Origin of the sequence: Luteibacter sp. (assembly GCF_009912395.1) — a bacterium.
GTDB lineage: Bacteria > Pseudomonadota > Gammaproteobacteria > Xanthomonadales > Rhodanobacteraceae > Luteibacter.
In genome coordinates this window covers 138,099-152,808 of record NZ_WNDO01000010.1, presented here as the reverse complement: position 1 = coordinate 152,808, position 14,710 = coordinate 138,099, and the positions used below count along the sequence as shown (strand labels likewise).

Sequence of the window (14,710 nt, the reverse complement as noted above, 5' to 3'; positions counted from 1 at the left end):
ACACCGTCGCCGGCTTGCTAGGTTGGCGACATGCGAACCCGACACCTCATCCCCGTCCTTCTCCTCCTCGGCGCCAGCGCGCTTGAGGCCCGCGACTATCGCATCGACCAGACGGCGTACTTCGCCAGCCCTGCCGCCGAAGCGCAGGATCGCAAGGCGCTGGACGCCGACATCGCCGCGCTCGCGGCGCCCTCGCCCATGACGCCCAGCACCTTGCTGGCCTACCTCCGACGCGCGGAAGCCCTGATGGCACGGGGCCAACGACACAACGCCTACATGCACCTTCGATCGGCGATGGACATCGACGATCACGAGGCGTCGGATGGCTACGCCCAGGCCGGGACGGCACTGGGCGCCCTCTCCCTCAAGGTGCGCACGACGCTGCGCGGCGTCGGAAACGACGGCTTCGACAAGGCAGCGACGAGCGAACCGGCATTGCGCAAGTACGCCTACATGCTCGACAAGGCGACGCGCAGCCTTCCGCATGAACTACCCGAGGGGGAGCAGAAGATCCTGGACGACCTGTCGGACCAGGGAGGCACGGCCCTGTGGAACGTCTATCAAAAAACACGCCGTGCCATGGCCTACGGCAAGATCCACACGGCCCACGGCGACCTGGACGTGGACAAGGACGCGACGACCCTCGCTCACGACCCCGACCGTGATGTGCGACGCGACGCGTGGCGACGCCGCCAGGCCGACAGCGCGGCCCAGGCCGAAACCTATGCCAGCATCCTCGTCGGCGTGGTGCGGCTGAACGACCGCACGGCGCGCCTCCAGCACTTTGCCGACGCGCCGGAAGCCGCGTATTTCGCCCGCCAGTTCGATCGCGCGGACGTGGACGCCACGGTGGCCGCGGTGCAAGCGCATGCCGACGTGCTCATGGACTACCAACGACTGCGCGCCGCGGACGCAGGCAAGCGCCTGGCTGTCCCGGATGTGCACACGTGGGACATGGGCGTGCCGATGGCCGGATTCACGGCACCCACCTTCGACTACGACGCCATGCGCGTGACGATCCCCAAGGCGCTCGCGCCCCTTGGCAAGGACTACGTCACCCATTTCACCGCCCTGCTCGATCCGGCGAACCAGCGCACCGACCTGGCCGCCTCGCGCGGCAACCGGGAAAGCGACGCCTTCTCCGTTGCCGCGCCCGGCGTGCCGGCCGGCCTGTTCGTCAGCGAGTGGTCGCATGCCCTCGCCTCGGCCAGCGTCGTCGCCCATGAAGGCGGCCATGCGATACACAGTCAGCTCATGAACGAGCACGGCGTATCGCCGTTCTATAACCACGGTCCGAGCTGGATGCACGAAGGCATCGCGATCCTCAACGAGATGCTGCTCTACGAATACCTGTACCGCCATGCGCCGGATGCGAAGACCAAGGCGTTCTACCTGCAATCTCAACTCGACGAGATGACCTTCGAGATCTTCACCTCGGCCGAAGAAGCCCGGCTGGAAGAATCCATCTACGACGGCGTGATCCACGGCACCGTGCGCAAGGCGGCCGACCTGGATGCCCTCACCCTCGACGTGACGAAGCGCTTCGAGATCTAGCCCGCCATTGATCCCGAACTCGCCCATGCGTGGATAGGCAAGCGGCTGATGTACGAGGACCCGCTCTACCTTGTGAACTACCTCTACGCCGGCTTGTGGGCGACGAAGATGTTCGACATGGCGATGAAAGACCCTGCGGATTTCCAGCGACGCTACGGCGCGTTAATGGCGGAAGGGTTCGACGCGCCGCCAAAGGACGTGATGCGTCGCTTCTTTGGCCACGAGATGACGCCGGGCGACCTGGTGGACGCGGACATGGCGTTGCTTCGGGCGAAAACGAAGGCGTTGCACGAACTCTACGACGCGATCCGGTAAGCGTTCGCCGCGTCGTTCGCACCGAACCAGGCGAGGCGCCCGGCCAGCCCGGCGACCTCGCCCACGATCAGCAGCGCCGGCGAGCGCACGGCATGCCGTGTCGCCAGGTCGGGAAGATCCGCCAGCGTGCCGGTCACCACGCGCTGCTCGGGGCGTGACCCGTTTTCCACCAGCGCGAACGGTGTCGCGGCATCGCGGCCGTGGGCAAGGAGGTTGTCGCGGATGGTCTCCACCTCCGCGACACCCATGTACAGCACCAGGGTCTGCCGCGCCTGTGCGAGCGACGCCCAATCCAGGTCGGCCCCCGCGGCTCGGCAATGCGCCGTGGCGAAACGTACCGACTGGGCATGGTCGCGATGGGTCAGCGGAATGCCCGCGTAAGCGGCGCACCCGAGCGCAGCGGTGATGCCTGGGACGACCTCGTAAGGCACACCGGCATCCCGCAAGGCTTCCAACTCTTCCCCACCGCGGCCGAAGACAAAGGGATCGCCGCCCTTCAGCCGCACGACCCGGCGACCGGCCCGGGCGAAGGCGATCATCAGCACATGGATGCGCTCCTGGGTGACGTGATGACGACCGGCCTCCTTGCCGACCTCAATGCGCTCGGCGTCCCGCCGCGCCAGCGCGAGCACCTCGGGGCTGACCAGTCGGTCGTGCAGGATCACATCCGCCTCGTTGAGGGCGCGTAGCCCGCTTAGGGTCAGCAGGCCGGGATCGCCCGGCCCCGCGCCCACCAGCACGACCGAGCCCGTCACGGCCGACCGTTCGCCCGCCAGTTCCTCCTCGGCCGCCTGTTGAGCTTCTTCCGGCCGCCCCGACCGGAGCAGGGTCGCGACCCGCCCGTGGAAAAGGGTTTCGTAGAACGCGCGCCGCGCCGCCGGTGCCGGCAGATGGCGACGGATGCGGTCCCGCAACGCCCCTGCCAGCAGGGCCAGCGCACCGAGGGACGGATCCAGCAAGGCCTCAAGACGTTCGCGGACGAGACGGGCGAACATCGGCGCGTGGCCGCCGCTCGAAATCGCCACGCACAGCGGTGCACGATCGATCACGGCCGGCACATGGAACGCGGAGGCCTCCGCATCGTCGACGACATTGGCCCAGACCCGACGATGTTGGGCGGCGTCGGCCAATCGTCGGTTCACGACCGTGTCCGAGGTCGCCGCGATGGCGAGCCAGGCGCCTTTCAGGTGCACTTCGTCGAACAGGGCTGCCACGTGGGCCACGCGACCGTCGTTCGTCCAGGTGCGCAGCGAGGGGGTAAGCTCCGGCGCGACCAGACGGACGATCGCGCCTGCGTCGAGCAGGCGCGAGACCTTCCGCTCCGCCACGGCACCTCCCCCGACAACGAGAACAAGGCGGCCGGACAGATCGGCGAACAGGGGATACAGCAACATGGCGATACGACGGCGGATGAGGGATGTCAACGCTAGGGCAGCCTTCACCGCCCCGGAAATGATCGCTGGGCACGTGGATATGCCTGCCGGTTATGAGCCAACAAAAACTTGACACTTTAGTTAAATAGACGTATAGACGTCTTTATGACGAACGTCGATGCCACCCGCATGAAGCTCACCCACCGGCATCCCGCACGATGTTTCCACGACGCCTGTTCCAACGCCGCCCTCGCATCAGGCCTTTCGTGGATTCCCCGCCATGACGCTCGTCCAGCTTCGCTACCTCGTCGCCATCGCCGACGCGGGTCTTAACATCACACTCGCCGCCGAGCGCGTCCACGCGACGCAACCCGGCCTGTCCAAGCAACTTCGCCAGTTGGAAGACGAACTCGGCTTCCGGCTCTTCCTGCGTAAGGGCAAGAGCCTGCAGGGCGTCACCGCCGCCGGCGAAAGCGTCCTCCACCGGGCACGCACCATCCTTGCCGAAGCCGGCAACATCCTCGCCATCGCCGCCAACCTGCGCTGCGAAGCCCAGGGCAGCCTGCGCATCGCCACCACCCATACGCAGGCGCGCTTCGCCCTTCCCGATGTCGTGGGTGCCTTCACACGGCGACATCCCGAAGTCAGCGTGCATCTTAATCCGGGGCGCGAGGCAGGTGTGCTGCCGCAGCTGCGTGCGGGTGGCGTGGATCTCGCGGTGGTCAGCGGCAGCGGCGGTCCGCCGCTTACCGGCATCGCCCTGCCCGCCTATCACTGGAATCGGACGATCGTGGTGCCGAAGGACCATCCCTTTGCCCGCCGTGCCCGTCCACCGTCGCTGGAGGAATTGGCGGCGCAGCCGCTGGTGGGCTACGAGTCGTCGATGCTTCCGGATTCGGCGTTGCAACGCACTTTCGTGGCCGCCGGCCTGCGTCCGCGCATCGCCATGACCGCGGGCGACGGCGACCTCATCCGTACCTACGTGCGCGAGGGCCTCGGTGTCGGCGTGCTGGCGGAAATGGCGGTGTCGCCGGACGAGCGCGATCTCGTGGCCTTGCCGGCGGATCATCTATTCGACCGTTGCACCACCTGGATCGTGTTGCGCGATGGATTGGTGCCGCGCGACTACCTGCTGGACTTCATCCACGAGTTCGCGCCGCACATCGATCCTCGCGATGTACGGCGCGTCGTATCGGGTGAAGCGACTGCCGGATGGCCCGCCGCGCCGCATTGGCGGCAGCGCGGCGGACGGACGGCTCAGGAAACGACCTGATCGATCAGGTCCTTTTCGAACAGCAGGTCGAGCACCCGGAGGGCCAGCACCTCCGGGGAGGCGGCATCGCCGTCCAGGATTAGCTCGGGGGCCTCGGGTACTTCATAGGGATCGTTCACGCCGGTGAAATTGGCGATCTTTCCGGCTCGGGCCTGCGCATAGAGCCCCTTACGATCGCGCGCCTCGCAGACTTCGATGGCCGTCGCGACGTGGATCTCGATGAAGCTGCCATGCGCCTCGACCAGACGACGTGCCTCGTCGCGCGCCGTGGCGAAGGGCGCGATCGGCGCGCAGATGGCGATGCCGCCATGACGGACGACCTCGCTGGCGATATAGCCGATACGCGTCACGTTGGCGTCGCGGTCTTCCCGTGAGAAACCCAGGCCCTTCGACACGTGGCGACGCACCTCGTCGCCATCCAGCACGGTCACCGGTCGCGCCGTGCGTTCCAGCAGCCGGGCGAGCACGGCCTGCGCGATCGTCGACTTGCCCGCGCCGGAAAGTCCGGTGAAAAACAGGGCGAACCCTCGCGCCGCCCGTGCTGGATGACGCTCGCGCAGGATGTCCACCACCTCGGGGAAACTGAACCACGACGGGATTTCGGTGCCTTCGCGGAGATGACGGCGCAGTTGCGTCCCCGAGATGTCGCGTACGTCGTCGTTCTCCACCACCTCGGTGCTGGGCAGGTAGACATCGCGATTGGCGGCATAGACCATCGCGGGGAACGGCACGATGGTGATGCCCAGCTCCTTTTCGTAGGTCTGCAACAGCGCTTGCGCGGCGAACGGATCGTAAAACGGCTTGCCATGGCTGTCCTTGCCCGGGCCGGCGTGATCGCGCCCCACGATGAAGTGCGTGGCTCCGTAGTTTTTGCGCACGATCGCGTGCCAGAGCGCCTCGCGCGGGCCGCCCATGCGCATCGCCAACGGCAGCAGGGATAGCTTCACGCTGTCCTGCGGGTACTGCGGAAGCAAGGCCCGATAGCAACGCACCCGCGTGTAATGATCCACGTCGTCCGGCTTGGTCAGGCCGACCACCGGATGGATCAGCAGCTTGGCGCCCACCTTCTCCGCCGCGCGAAGCGTCAGTTCGCGATGCGCGCGATGCATGGGGTTGCGTGTCTGGAAGGCCACGATGCGGGTCCAGCCCTGGGCCGCGAACCACTCACGCAAGGATCGGGGGGTATCGCGCAGTTCGGCGAAGTCGAAATGCGGAATGCTCGCGATACCGCGGATCCGACCACCGATCGCGAAGGTCCCGGCACGATCCAGCGTGCGCGCCGCGCCGGGATGCAGGCGATCCGTGGTGCCGAACACCAGCGACGCCTCGCGTTCGCGGTCGGGCTGCCAGACATCGCCAACCTCAAGGATCGCCAGCGGTACGCCCTGCTTGTCGCGCAAGGCCAGTTCGTCGCCCGGCGAGACGCCTTGCGCGAACGCGGCGTCCACGTCGAGCGTGATCGGAATGGGCCACAGCGTGCCATCCGCCAGCCGAAGATGTTCGACCACGCTGTCGTAGTCCGCGCGACCGAGGAAGCCTTCCAGCGGCGAGAACGCACCGCTGACAAGCAGTTCCAGGTCGCAGGATTGCTGCGCGTCGAGCACGATGCCCGGCAACGAGGCGCTGTGTCGGCGCAGCGCTTCCGCCTCGTCGGTGGACACGGCGAGGTCCTTGAGCGCGCCGCCGTGTGCGGGCACGGCGTGGAGGGGCCGGACAGCGTCCGGGACCGGTGTGGCGAAAGCGGGCAGGTTCATGGTCGGGGTCTTTTCTTGTGGTGGTGGCTCAGACGGAGTCGTGCAGGCCGCACTCGCGCTTCCATCCGAAGAAGCGCGTGTCTTCCGGGTCCATGCCCGGTTCCAGACGACGGGTGGTGTGGGTGTCGCCGATGGAGACGTATCCCTCGTCCCAGAGCGGGTGGTAGGGCAAGCCGTGGGCTACGAGGTAGCGCCCCACGTCGCGGTCGCTCCAGTCCGCGATGGGATGGACCTTCCAGCGTCCTTCGTGGCGCTGGATGAACGGGGTGGCCGCGCGTCCGCGCGACTGGTCGCGACGCAGGCCGGCGATCCAGGTGCCTGCGCCCAGTTCGTCGAGCGCATGGCGCATCGGCTCCACCTTGCGCATGCGGTTGTATGTCGCCAGGCCCTCGCTGCCCTGCTCCCAGAGCCGACCGTCGCGCGCCTCCTGCCAGGTGGGGCCGATGGCCGCGCGCGTGACGTGGAGATTCAGCGACAGGCGCTCACGCAACGTATCGATGAAACGATAGGTCTCGGGGAAGAGATAGCCGGTGTCCACGACCACGACGGGCAAATCCGGTCGCAGGCTCACGGCCAGATGCAGCGACACCGCGGCCTGTGCGCCGAAGCTCGACGACAGCACGTGCGCGCCCGGCAGGTGTTCCAGTGCCCAGGCGATGCGATCCCTGGCGTCGAGCGATGCCAGCGAGGCCTCGGCGACGGCAATATCCACGACGCTCATGCCACCACCGCCAACGCGGGCGCATCGAGTACGCCGCTGCGCAACAGCCAGTCGCCGAAATGTTCGGCCGCCTTGCGCTCTCTCGCATAGGCGGCGAAAAGCGGCTCCAGCGAGGCGAGGATGGTCGACTCGTCCACGTTCTCGCGATACGTGCGGTTGAGCCGCTGCCCGCTGAAATCGGCGGCGAGACGCAAGTCGTAGCGTCCCGGCGCACGACCGACCAGCGCGATTTCACCCAGATACGGACGAGAGCAGCCGTTGGGGCAGCCCGATAGCCGCAACAGGATCGGCGCGTCGATCAGCCCATGCCGGTCGAGCAAGGCTTCGATGCGCGTGACGATATCCGGCAGGTAACGCTCGGCCTCGGCCATGGCGAGACCGCAGGTGGGCAAGGCGACACAAGCCACCGCATGGCGGCGGATACCGCTGTGCCGCCGGTAACCGTCGAGCCCGTGTTCGGCGACGAGGGTGTCGATCCTCGCCCGCTCGCCGGCGGGCACGTTCGCCACGATCACGTTCTGGTTGCAGGTCAGTCGGAAGTCGCCGGCATGCACCTTAGCGATCTCACGCAATCCGCTCAGCCAACGTTGCGAACCGACATCCGCCAGTCGCCCGGATTCGATGTGCAGGGTGAGGTGCCAGCGTCCGTCGTGCCCTTCGACCCAACCGTAGCGATCGCCGTTGTGGTCGAAGCCGAAGGGACGCGCGGGTTCGAACGACGTACCTGCGCGACGCTCCACCTCGGCGATGAAACGATCGAGTCCCTGGTGGTCGAGCGTGTACTTGAGCCGCGCATGCTTGCGTTCGACGCGGTTGCCCCAGTCGCGCTGTACCGACACGACCGCCTCGGCGACGACCGATACCTGCTCGGGACGAACGAAGCCGACGACACTGCCCAGCCGGGGATACGTACTCGGATCGCCATGGGTCGCCCCCATGCCACCGCCGATCGCGACGTTGAAGCCGCGCAGCTGCCCCTCTTCGACGATGGCGATGAGGCCCAGGTCCTGGGAGAACACGTCCACATCGTTGAGCGGCGGGATGGCGAGGCCGATCTTGAACTTGCGCGGGAGGTAGGTTCGGCCGTACAGCGGCTCCGGCTCGGGCTCGCCGACCAGGGCTTCGCCATCGAGCCAGATCTCGTGATAGGCGCGGGTCGTCGGCGCCAGGTCGTCGGACAGTCGAGCCGCCCAGGCATACGCTTCGGCATGGCCCTGGCTTTCCACCGGATTCGCCGTGCTCACCACGTTGCGCACCACGTCGCCGCAGGCCGCGATGCTCGTGGCCAGTGCGTCATGGATCGCCGCGATCGCCGGCTTGAGGTCGCCCTTGAGGATGCCGTGCCACTGGAAGGTCTGCCGCGTGGTGATGCGCAGCGTTCCGTTGGCGTGCTCGCGCGCCAGCGTGTCGAAGACCAGCCATTGCGCCGGCGTCACCACGCCACCAGGCAGGCGTGCGCGGAGCATGAAGGCATAAGCCGGCTCCAACTTGCGACGGCGACGCTCGTCGCGCTGGTCGCGGTCATCCTGCAGATAGCTGCCGTGGAATTTCAGCAGCTTGTTGTCGTCGTCGCTGATCGCACCGGTGACCGGATCGGCCAGCCCTTCAACCAGCGTGCCGCGCAGCTGGCGACTCTGCGCCTTGATCCGTTCGAGGTCGGATAGTTTCTCGCTCATCGTCAATACACGTCCCGGGCGTAGCGCCCTTCCCTCAAGAGTTCGTCCAACCACGCACTTGCCTCGTCGTGGGACTTGGCACCGTGCGTCGCGATCGCATCGATGAGCGCGGCATGCACATCCGCCGCCATCGCCTTCGCGTCGCCACAGACGTAAAGATGAGCACCACCGGCAAGCCAGCCGTGCAGTTCGGCCGCGTTCTCACGCAGCCGCTGCTGCACGTAGACCTTGCCGCCGCGATCGCGCGAGAACGCGAGGTCGAGCCTGTGCAGGGAGCCATCCTTGAGCGCTGCCTGCCATTCGGTCTGGTAGAGGAAATCCTCGCGTGCATGACGATTGCCGAAGAACAGCCAGTTACGACCTGTTCCACCCTGCGCGCGACGTGCCTGGATGAAGGCGCGGAATGGCGCCACGCCCGTCCCCGGGCCGATCATCACGATGTCGCGCGACGGATCGACGGGAAGCCGAAAGCGTTCGTTGCGCTCGACGAAAACCCGCAACGTTCCACCCTCTTCTGCCGTCGCCAGGTGGGCCGATGCCACGCCATGACGCGCTTCGCCCTCCGTGCGGTAGTCAACGACCGACACCGTCAGGTGCACCTCGTCGCCGACCTCTGCGTGACTCGACGCGATCGAGTACAAGCGCGGCACCAGCGGACGCAGCGCGACAACCAGCGCGTCCGCCGTCCATGCCACCGGATGCCGGCGTAGCAGATCGATCGGCTGGAGGGTTTCGAGCCACTCGCGCAAGGTCGCGTTGCCTGATGGTTCGAGCGCCCTGCGCAACGCTTCATCGGTGGAGCGTTCCGCCAGCGCGGCGACGAACGGCCGGGACAACCGCGTCAGTTCGCGATGCGTCTCCAGCCACGTCGACAACGGCAAGGTAAGGCCATCGCGCTCGACCGATGTATCGCCATCAAGGCTCGTGGCGAGCAACACCTGCGCCACCAGCGCCGTCGACTGGCGCGGCCAAACGCCGAGCGCATCACCGGGCTCGTAGACGATTCCGGACCCTTCCAGCGACAGTTCGACATGGCGGATATCGCGCGCATGGCCTTCGGCGACGATCGGCTGGTTGAGCAGGACCGCCGCCTCGAACGGCCGGTCGCGATCATGCGGCGACGTGACGGGACGAACGGGCGCGATCGCCACCACGTTGGCGCTGCGGAATAGCGGGCGAACACCTTCGATCGCGGTGGTGCGCCAGGGCGAAGCGTTGGTCTCGACATCGACATCCGCTTCGGCCAGCGGCGCAAAACGCGTCGCACCCAGTTCGGCCAGGCGCGCATCGATGGTACGGCCCACGGCGCAGTACAACGGATACGACGAATCGCCCAGTGCGAGCACGGAGAAGTGCAAATCCGGCAAGCGCGACGCGCGACGGCTGGTGAGAAACTCAACGAAACCCTTCGCGTCGTCCGGCGGATCGCCATCGCCTTGCGTGCTGATGACCACGGCGACGAAGCGTTCGCGCGCCAGTTCGCGGGTCGGATACGCGTCGGCGCGAACCAGGCGGACGCGCAAGCCGGCCGCCTCGGCCACGCGGACGAGGTGTTCGGCGGCGCGCTTCGCATTGCCGGTCTGGCTGCCGTAGATCACCGTCAGGTGCTCCACCGACGCATGGGCTACGACCTGCGTGGGCTGCTCGGCGCGGGCCGCCAGCCACGCCGCGGCACGATAGAGCTGCGCGGGTCGGAGGCCTTCCGCAAGTCGGGCCAGTTCGGCGCGGATCGCGGCGTCGAGCGGCGCGTCGGCGACATCATTGGATACCACGGCGTTCAAAAGCTCACCTCGGACTGTCGTTCATTTGGACGTCCAAAGGTTAAAAAGCAGTCAATCGCAACGGAAAGGATGCGTTCGCATATCCATATAGCCAACGCTTACTTCACGCCGTCATCGTGCGCTGCGGATACTCTGCCGACGCTGTATTCTTGGGACACGCATGCCACCGCTCTCCGAATTTCTCACCTTCATGGCCGCCGGCGCGCTCGCGCAATTGGTGGACGGCGCGCTAGGCATGGCCTTCGGCGTGGTCTCGGCCGGCATCCTGCTGGCCCTGGGCCTGCCTCCCGCATTGGCCAGCGCCAGCGTGCATTACGCGGAGACCTTCACCTGCGGGGCCTCGGGGCTGAGCCATTACTTTGCGGGCAATGTCCGCAAGCGCCTGCTCCTGACCCTCGCCCTGCCCGGCCTGGTCGGCGCGACGATCGGCGCTTACGTGGTGAGCCATGTCCCGGCAACCTGGATGAAACTGGCCCTGACGCCCTATCTGCTGGGCGTCGGCGTATTCCTGATCCTGCGCGGCGCCCGCCCGCCTCGCACCACCGACGACGACGCGAAGGCCCCGCGCTGGCTGGGTTTCCTGGCCGGACTGGCCGACACCATCGGCGGTGGCGGCTGGAGCGCGATCAACGTCACGGCGATGATCGCCCGGGGCGCCACGCCGCGCATCGTCGTCGGCACGGTGCATGTCGCCAAGTGCATCGTCAGCGCGGCGGCCAGCGTGAGCTTCCTGTTCCACGTGGGGCCGCCGCATATCGCCTCGGTCGGCGGCCTGATCGTCGGCGGCATGGTCGCGGCGCCCTTCGGCGCGATCTTCGCCCGCAAGGTGCCGGCCCGGGCGATGACCTGGCTGGCGGCGCTAGCCGTGCTGGGCCTGGGCCTCAACAACGTCGCGCGAGCGTTTGGCTGACGACGGCGGCGTCGCGTTGGGGCAGATCGACGCCATCTGCTCCTTCAACAAATCGATGAACGCACGCACTTTCACTGGTGGCTGTTTGCCGGGATACACCGCGTAGACGCCGCCCTGCGGCAGGTGGTACTCCGGCAGCAGCGCCACCAGCCGGCCGGCCGCGATGTCGTCGCCTACGAGGTAATCGGGCAGCACGGAAAGACCCAGACCCGCCAGCACGAAGGCGTGCGCCGCCGGCGTGCTGTTGGCGCTGGCCACCGCCCGGGTCTGCACGACGTGCTCGGCACCCGAGTCGTCAGTGAACGTCCAGCGCGTGGGCGACGACAGCACCGTCAGGGCGATCCAGTCGTGGGCCGCGAGGTCGTCTGGGGTCAGCGGAGTGCCGCGCCGGGCCAGGTAGGCGGGCGTCGCGACCAGACATTGCCGGAACCACGAGAGCTTCGCGGCGCGATGATTGGAGTCGCGCAGCCAGCCAATCCGGATGGAGAGATCGAAGCGCTCGGCAATCAGGTCGACGATGGTGTCGCTGACCACCAGTTCGACATCGACTTGGGGATAACGCTCGACGAAGGCGGCCAGCGCCGGTGCCACAATGGCGGGCCCGTGGTCACCCGCCGCGGCCACTCGCAGCGTTCCCATCGGGGTATCCCGGCACTCGCCGAGCCGGGTTACGGCAGCCTCGGCGTCGGCCAGCACGCGGGCGCAGTCCTCGTAGAAGCGCTCGCCGGTGTCGGTGAGCGACATTCGCCGGGTGCTACGCAGGAGCAGGGTCACCCCCAGTTCTTCCTCCAGCTTGGCCAGGTGCTGGCTCACCATGGCCTTGGTCGTGCCCAGTTGCTCGGCGGCGGCCGTGAAGGAGCCTGCCCGGACAAGGGCGACGAAGACGGCAAGGCGGTTGAGGTTGATCTCGGGGCTGGCCATGGTCCGGCGCTCGATCGTAAAGCCATACTTTACGATGAATTGTCCGGAAGGACGTATTTCCGAAACGATGGAACGGGCATCCTGTGCCTATCGTCTTTCCCTTCCCAAGGAATCCACCCCATGAAGATCGTCCTGTTCGGCGCCACCGGCAACATCGGCAAGGTCATCCTCGACGAGGCCCTGGCCCGCGGTCACGACGTGACCGCCATCGTCCGTGACCCGGCCAAAGTCGACGCGAAGCACGCCCACCTTCACGTCGTGCAGGGCGATCTCGCCCAGCCGGCGTCGTTCGAAGGCGCGCTGGCCGGTGCCAACGCCGCCATCGCCAGCCTCAACGACCCGGTGCCGGCCAACTTGCGCATCCGCGCCGAAGCCCTGCTGGGCGCCCTCGACAAGGCTCACGTCCGTCGTTTCGCCTGGGTGGGCGGCGCCGGCAGCCTGCTGAACGCCGAAGGCATCCGCGTGATCGACGACCCGCACTTCCCCGCCGAATGGAAGGACAACGCCAACGGCCAGGTCAACGCCCTCGAAGGCTTCCGTGCCAGCCAGAACAACGTGGACTGGACCTATATCAGCCCGGCCAAGATCATCGCCCCGGGCGAGCGCAAGGGCAGCTTCCGCGTCGGCGGGGACCACGTGCTGGTCGACGACAAGGGCGAAAGCCGCATCTCCATCGCCGATTTCGCCATCGGCGTGCTCGACCGGATCGAAAAGGGCGACGCGGCGAAGAAGCGCGTGACCCTCGCCTACTAACCCCTCCCTTGTAGGAGCGCGCTTGCGCGCGATGGGGCGGAGCGGTGAGTCCCAGGGCACAAAGCGGCTCGCGACTTACAGGCCTCGCCAGCGACCGACTCACCCCTCCGGCCCATCGCGCGCAAGCGCGCTCCTACAGGAAGCAAGGCCCCGGGCCGCCGGCGGTTATACTGCGGCGATGAACTATCGCCACGCCTACCACGCCGGCAACTTTGCCGATGTCATGAAGCACATGGTGCTCGTGGCCCTGATCGACTCGATGCAGCAGAAGGCCACGCCTTTCGCCTACATCGACACCCATGCCGGTACCGGCCGCTACGACCTGCGCGGCGTCGAAGCCCGCAAGACCGGCGAGTCCGACGACGGCGTCGCCGTGCTGAAGACCGCCGTCGGCCTGCCGCCCCTGCTGTGGAAGTGGCTGGAGACGGTGCGCGCCTGCAACGAAGGCGATGACACCTTCCGCTACTACCCCGGCTCGCCCTGGATCGCCGCGCACCTGATGCGCGAGAACGACACCGCGCAGCTGTGCGAACTGCATTCCACCGACGTGGGCCTGCTGCGCCAGCAGTTCCACCAAGACAAGCGCGTTCACGTACACCATCGTGACGGCTACGAAGCCCTCAAGGCCTTGGTGCCGCCGAAGGAGAAGCGTGGCCTGGTGCTGATCGACCCGCCGTTCGAGCAGCAGGAAGCCGAGTTCCGGGTGATTGAGAAGGCCCTGGCCGCCGCCATGGGAAAATGGCCGACCGGCATCTTCGCCGTGTGGTACCCGATCAAGATGCGCAGCCACGTGCAGCCCTTCCACCGCTGGCTCGCCAAGAGCGGCGCCAAGCGCGTGCTGGCCGCCGAAGTGCTGCTGCATCCGGCCGACTCCTCGCTGCGCCTCAACGGAAGCGGCGTGGTCATCGTCAACGCGCCATGGAAGCTCGACGACACCCTGCGTGACTCCCTGCGCCTGCTGCCCAAGCTGCTCGGCCAGCAGGGCGAAGCCGAGTACCGGCTGACCTGGCTGGTGGAGGAAGGCAAGGACCCCACGCCCATGCACACGGCACATCCGCCGCGTTCATTGCCGAAGCGGTAAAGTCGGCCCATACGACAGGAGCCGCCCCATGCGCACGATCCTCGCCCGTCTCGCCATCCCCGCCGCCCTGCTCGCCCTGGGCCTCGTCGGCTGCGCGCCGGCACCGATCTACAAGGCCACGGCGAACAACGTTGCCGTGCCGCCGGCGCAGGTCGCCCGCGAACCCGAGCGCTACGGCTCCGCCGACGTGATCTGGGGCGGACGCATCGTGCAGGTGCGCAACTTCGCCGACCACAGCGAAGTCGAGGTGCTGGCCTACCCGCTCGACAGCTCACAGCGGCCCAAGGCCAACGACACCGGCAGCGGGCGCTTCATCGCCTCGATGCCCGGCTATGTCGAGAGCCTGGATTTCCCGGCGGGCGGCCTGGTTACCGTCGCCGGCCGCCTCAACGGCACGCGCACCGGCAACGTGGGACAGGCCAGCTACACCTTCCCACTGGTTTCGGTGAACCAGTCGCACGTGTGGACGGCCAAGGAAATGTCCGGCGGCCATCCGAACATCGGCTTCGGCGTGGGCGTCGGCGTCATCCGGTAAGATCCTGCGACTCCGCCGGCCACGAGAGCCGGCGGCATCCATCCAGCGGGGGCACTGCCACAC

13 protein-coding genes are annotated in these 14,710 nt (G+C 67.3%); 7 read left to right on the top strand and 6 right to left on the bottom strand.

All coding sequences use genetic code 11. From position 1 onward, the window contains the following. Window positions 1-30: 30 nt before the first annotated feature. The gene (locus tag GAK28_RS11265; RefSeq protein ID WP_291778694.1) at window positions 31-1,554 is read left to right on the top strand and encodes a M3 family metallopeptidase; all 1,524 of its coding nucleotides are present in this window, start codon (window positions 31-33) and stop codon (window positions 1,552-1,554) included. Between the two features lie 48 nt (window positions 1,555-1,602). Then, window positions 1,603-1,869: a hypothetical protein gene (locus GAK28_RS11260; protein ID WP_291778692.1), complete on the top strand. Its 267-nt coding sequence runs from the start codon at window positions 1,603-1,605 to the stop codon at window positions 1,867-1,869. On the opposite strand, the gene cysG is transcribed toward GAK28_RS11260, so the two are convergent. Then, window positions 1,851-3,263 (bottom strand): siroheme synthase CysG, encoded by a 1,413-nt coding sequence (gene cysG / locus GAK28_RS11255; protein WP_291778743.1) that lies wholly within the window; start codon window positions 3,261-3,263, stop codon window positions 1,851-1,853. The two genes, GAK28_RS11260 and cysG, sit on opposite strands and share 19 nt — an antisense overlap. Before the next feature lie 259 nt (window positions 3,264-3,522). Between cysG and GAK28_RS11250 the strand changes: the two genes are divergently transcribed. Next, window positions 3,523-4,515: a LysR substrate-binding domain-containing protein gene (locus GAK28_RS11250; protein WP_291778690.1), complete on the top strand. Its 993-nt coding sequence runs from the start codon at window positions 3,523-3,525 to the stop codon at window positions 4,513-4,515. Here GAK28_RS11250 and GAK28_RS11245 read toward each other — a convergent pair. From GAK28_RS11245 to GAK28_RS11230, 4 genes are read right to left on the bottom strand one after another with little or no spacing between them, the layout of a single operon-like run. Beyond that, window positions 4,500-6,269, bottom strand: coding sequence for a bifunctional sulfate adenylyltransferase/adenylylsulfate kinase (locus tag GAK28_RS11245; protein ID WP_291778686.1), 1,770 nt, complete (start codon window positions 6,267-6,269; stop codon window positions 4,500-4,502). The two genes, GAK28_RS11250 and GAK28_RS11245, sit on opposite strands and share 16 nt — an antisense overlap. Window positions 6,270-6,297: 28 nt before the next feature. Further along, window positions 6,298-6,990 carry a phosphoadenylyl-sulfate reductase gene (locus GAK28_RS11240; RefSeq protein WP_291778682.1) on the bottom strand — a complete coding sequence of 231 codons (693 nt, stop codon included), beginning with the start codon at window positions 6,988-6,990 and terminating at the stop codon, window positions 6,298-6,300. Beyond that, on the bottom strand, window positions 6,987-8,666 hold the full coding sequence (gene cysI, locus GAK28_RS11235; protein ID WP_291778680.1) for an assimilatory sulfite reductase (NADPH) hemoprotein subunit: 1,680 nt from the start codon (window positions 8,664-8,666) through the stop codon (window positions 6,987-6,989). The genes GAK28_RS11240 and cysI overlap by 4 nt, the downstream gene beginning before the upstream one ends. A gap of 2 nt (window positions 8,667-8,668) precedes the next feature. Continuing rightward, window positions 8,669-10,447: an assimilatory sulfite reductase (NADPH) flavoprotein subunit gene (locus tag GAK28_RS11230; protein WP_291778677.1), complete on the bottom strand. Its 1,779-nt coding sequence runs from the start codon at window positions 10,445-10,447 to the stop codon at window positions 8,669-8,671. Window positions 10,448-10,607: 160 nt separating this feature from the next. Between GAK28_RS11230 and GAK28_RS11225 the strand changes: the two genes are divergently transcribed. Further along, entirely contained in the window at window positions 10,608-11,357 is a 750-nt protein-coding gene (locus tag GAK28_RS11225; RefSeq protein WP_291778674.1) for a sulfite exporter TauE/SafE family protein, read from the top strand. On the opposite strand, the gene GAK28_RS11220 is transcribed toward GAK28_RS11225, so the two are convergent. Then, window positions 11,307-12,278 (bottom strand): LysR family transcriptional regulator, encoded by a 972-nt coding sequence (locus tag GAK28_RS11220; protein ID WP_291778672.1) that lies wholly within the window; start codon window positions 12,276-12,278, stop codon window positions 11,307-11,309. The genes GAK28_RS11225 and GAK28_RS11220 overlap by 51 nt on opposite strands. 120 nt (window positions 12,279-12,398) lie before the next feature. Here GAK28_RS11220 and GAK28_RS11215 point away from each other — a divergent pair, with 120 nt between their 5' ends. The 3 genes from GAK28_RS11215 to GAK28_RS11205 all read left to right on the top strand — a co-directional run bounded on the left by GAK28_RS11215 (window position 12,399) and on the right by GAK28_RS11205 (window position 14,647). Next, complete coding sequence (locus tag GAK28_RS11215; protein ID WP_291778669.1) at window positions 12,399-13,031, top strand: NAD(P)H-binding protein; 633 nt, start codon at window positions 12,399-12,401, stop codon at window positions 13,029-13,031. Between the two features lie 178 nt (window positions 13,032-13,209). Next, window positions 13,210-14,112 (top strand): 23S rRNA (adenine(2030)-N(6))-methyltransferase RlmJ, encoded by a 903-nt coding sequence (gene rlmJ, locus GAK28_RS11210; protein ID WP_291778666.1) that lies wholly within the window; start codon window positions 13,210-13,212, stop codon window positions 14,110-14,112. Between the two features lie 28 nt (window positions 14,113-14,140). Then, window positions 14,141-14,647, top strand: coding sequence for a Slp family lipoprotein (locus GAK28_RS11205; RefSeq protein WP_291778663.1), 507 nt, complete (start codon window positions 14,141-14,143; stop codon window positions 14,645-14,647). The last annotated feature ends 63 nt before the right edge of the window (window positions 14,648-14,710 follow it).

What these genes read in the sequence shown, in the direction of transcription:
- GAK28_RS11265 (WP_291778694.1), top strand. Translation starts at nt 31, where the DNA reads ATGCGAACCCGACACCTCATCCCCGTCCTTCTCCTCCTCGGCGCCAGC.
- GAK28_RS11260 (WP_291778692.1), top strand. Translation starts at nt 1,603, where the DNA reads ATGTACGAGGACCCGCTCTACCTTGTGAACTACCTCTACGCCGGCTTG.
- cysG (WP_291778743.1), bottom strand. Translation starts at nt 3,263, where the DNA reads ATGTTGCTGTATCCCCTGTTCGCCGATCTGTCCGGCCGCCTTGTTCTC.
- GAK28_RS11250 (WP_291778690.1), top strand. Translation starts at nt 3,523, where the DNA reads ATGACGCTCGTCCAGCTTCGCTACCTCGTCGCCATCGCCGACGCGGGT.
- GAK28_RS11245 (WP_291778686.1), bottom strand. Translation starts at nt 6,269, where the DNA reads ATGAACCTGCCCGCTTTCGCCACACCGGTCCCGGACGCTGTCCGGCCC.
- GAK28_RS11240 (WP_291778682.1), bottom strand. Translation starts at nt 6,990, where the DNA reads ATGAGCGTCGTGGATATTGCCGTCGCCGAGGCCTCGCTGGCATCGCTC.
- cysI (WP_291778680.1), bottom strand. Translation starts at nt 8,666, where the DNA reads ATGAGCGAGAAACTATCCGACCTCGAACGGATCAAGGCGCAGAGTCGC.
- GAK28_RS11225 (WP_291778674.1), top strand. Translation starts at nt 10,608, where the DNA reads ATGCCACCGCTCTCCGAATTTCTCACCTTCATGGCCGCCGGCGCGCTC.
- GAK28_RS11220 (WP_291778672.1), bottom strand. Translation starts at nt 12,278, where the DNA reads ATGGCCAGCCCCGAGATCAACCTCAACCGCCTTGCCGTCTTCGTCGCC.
- GAK28_RS11215 (WP_291778669.1), top strand. Translation starts at nt 12,399, where the DNA reads ATGAAGATCGTCCTGTTCGGCGCCACCGGCAACATCGGCAAGGTCATC.
- rlmJ (WP_291778666.1), top strand. Translation starts at nt 13,210, where the DNA reads ATGAACTATCGCCACGCCTACCACGCCGGCAACTTTGCCGATGTCATG.
- GAK28_RS11205 (WP_291778663.1), top strand. Translation starts at nt 14,141, where the DNA reads ATGCGCACGATCCTCGCCCGTCTCGCCATCCCCGCCGCCCTGCTCGCC.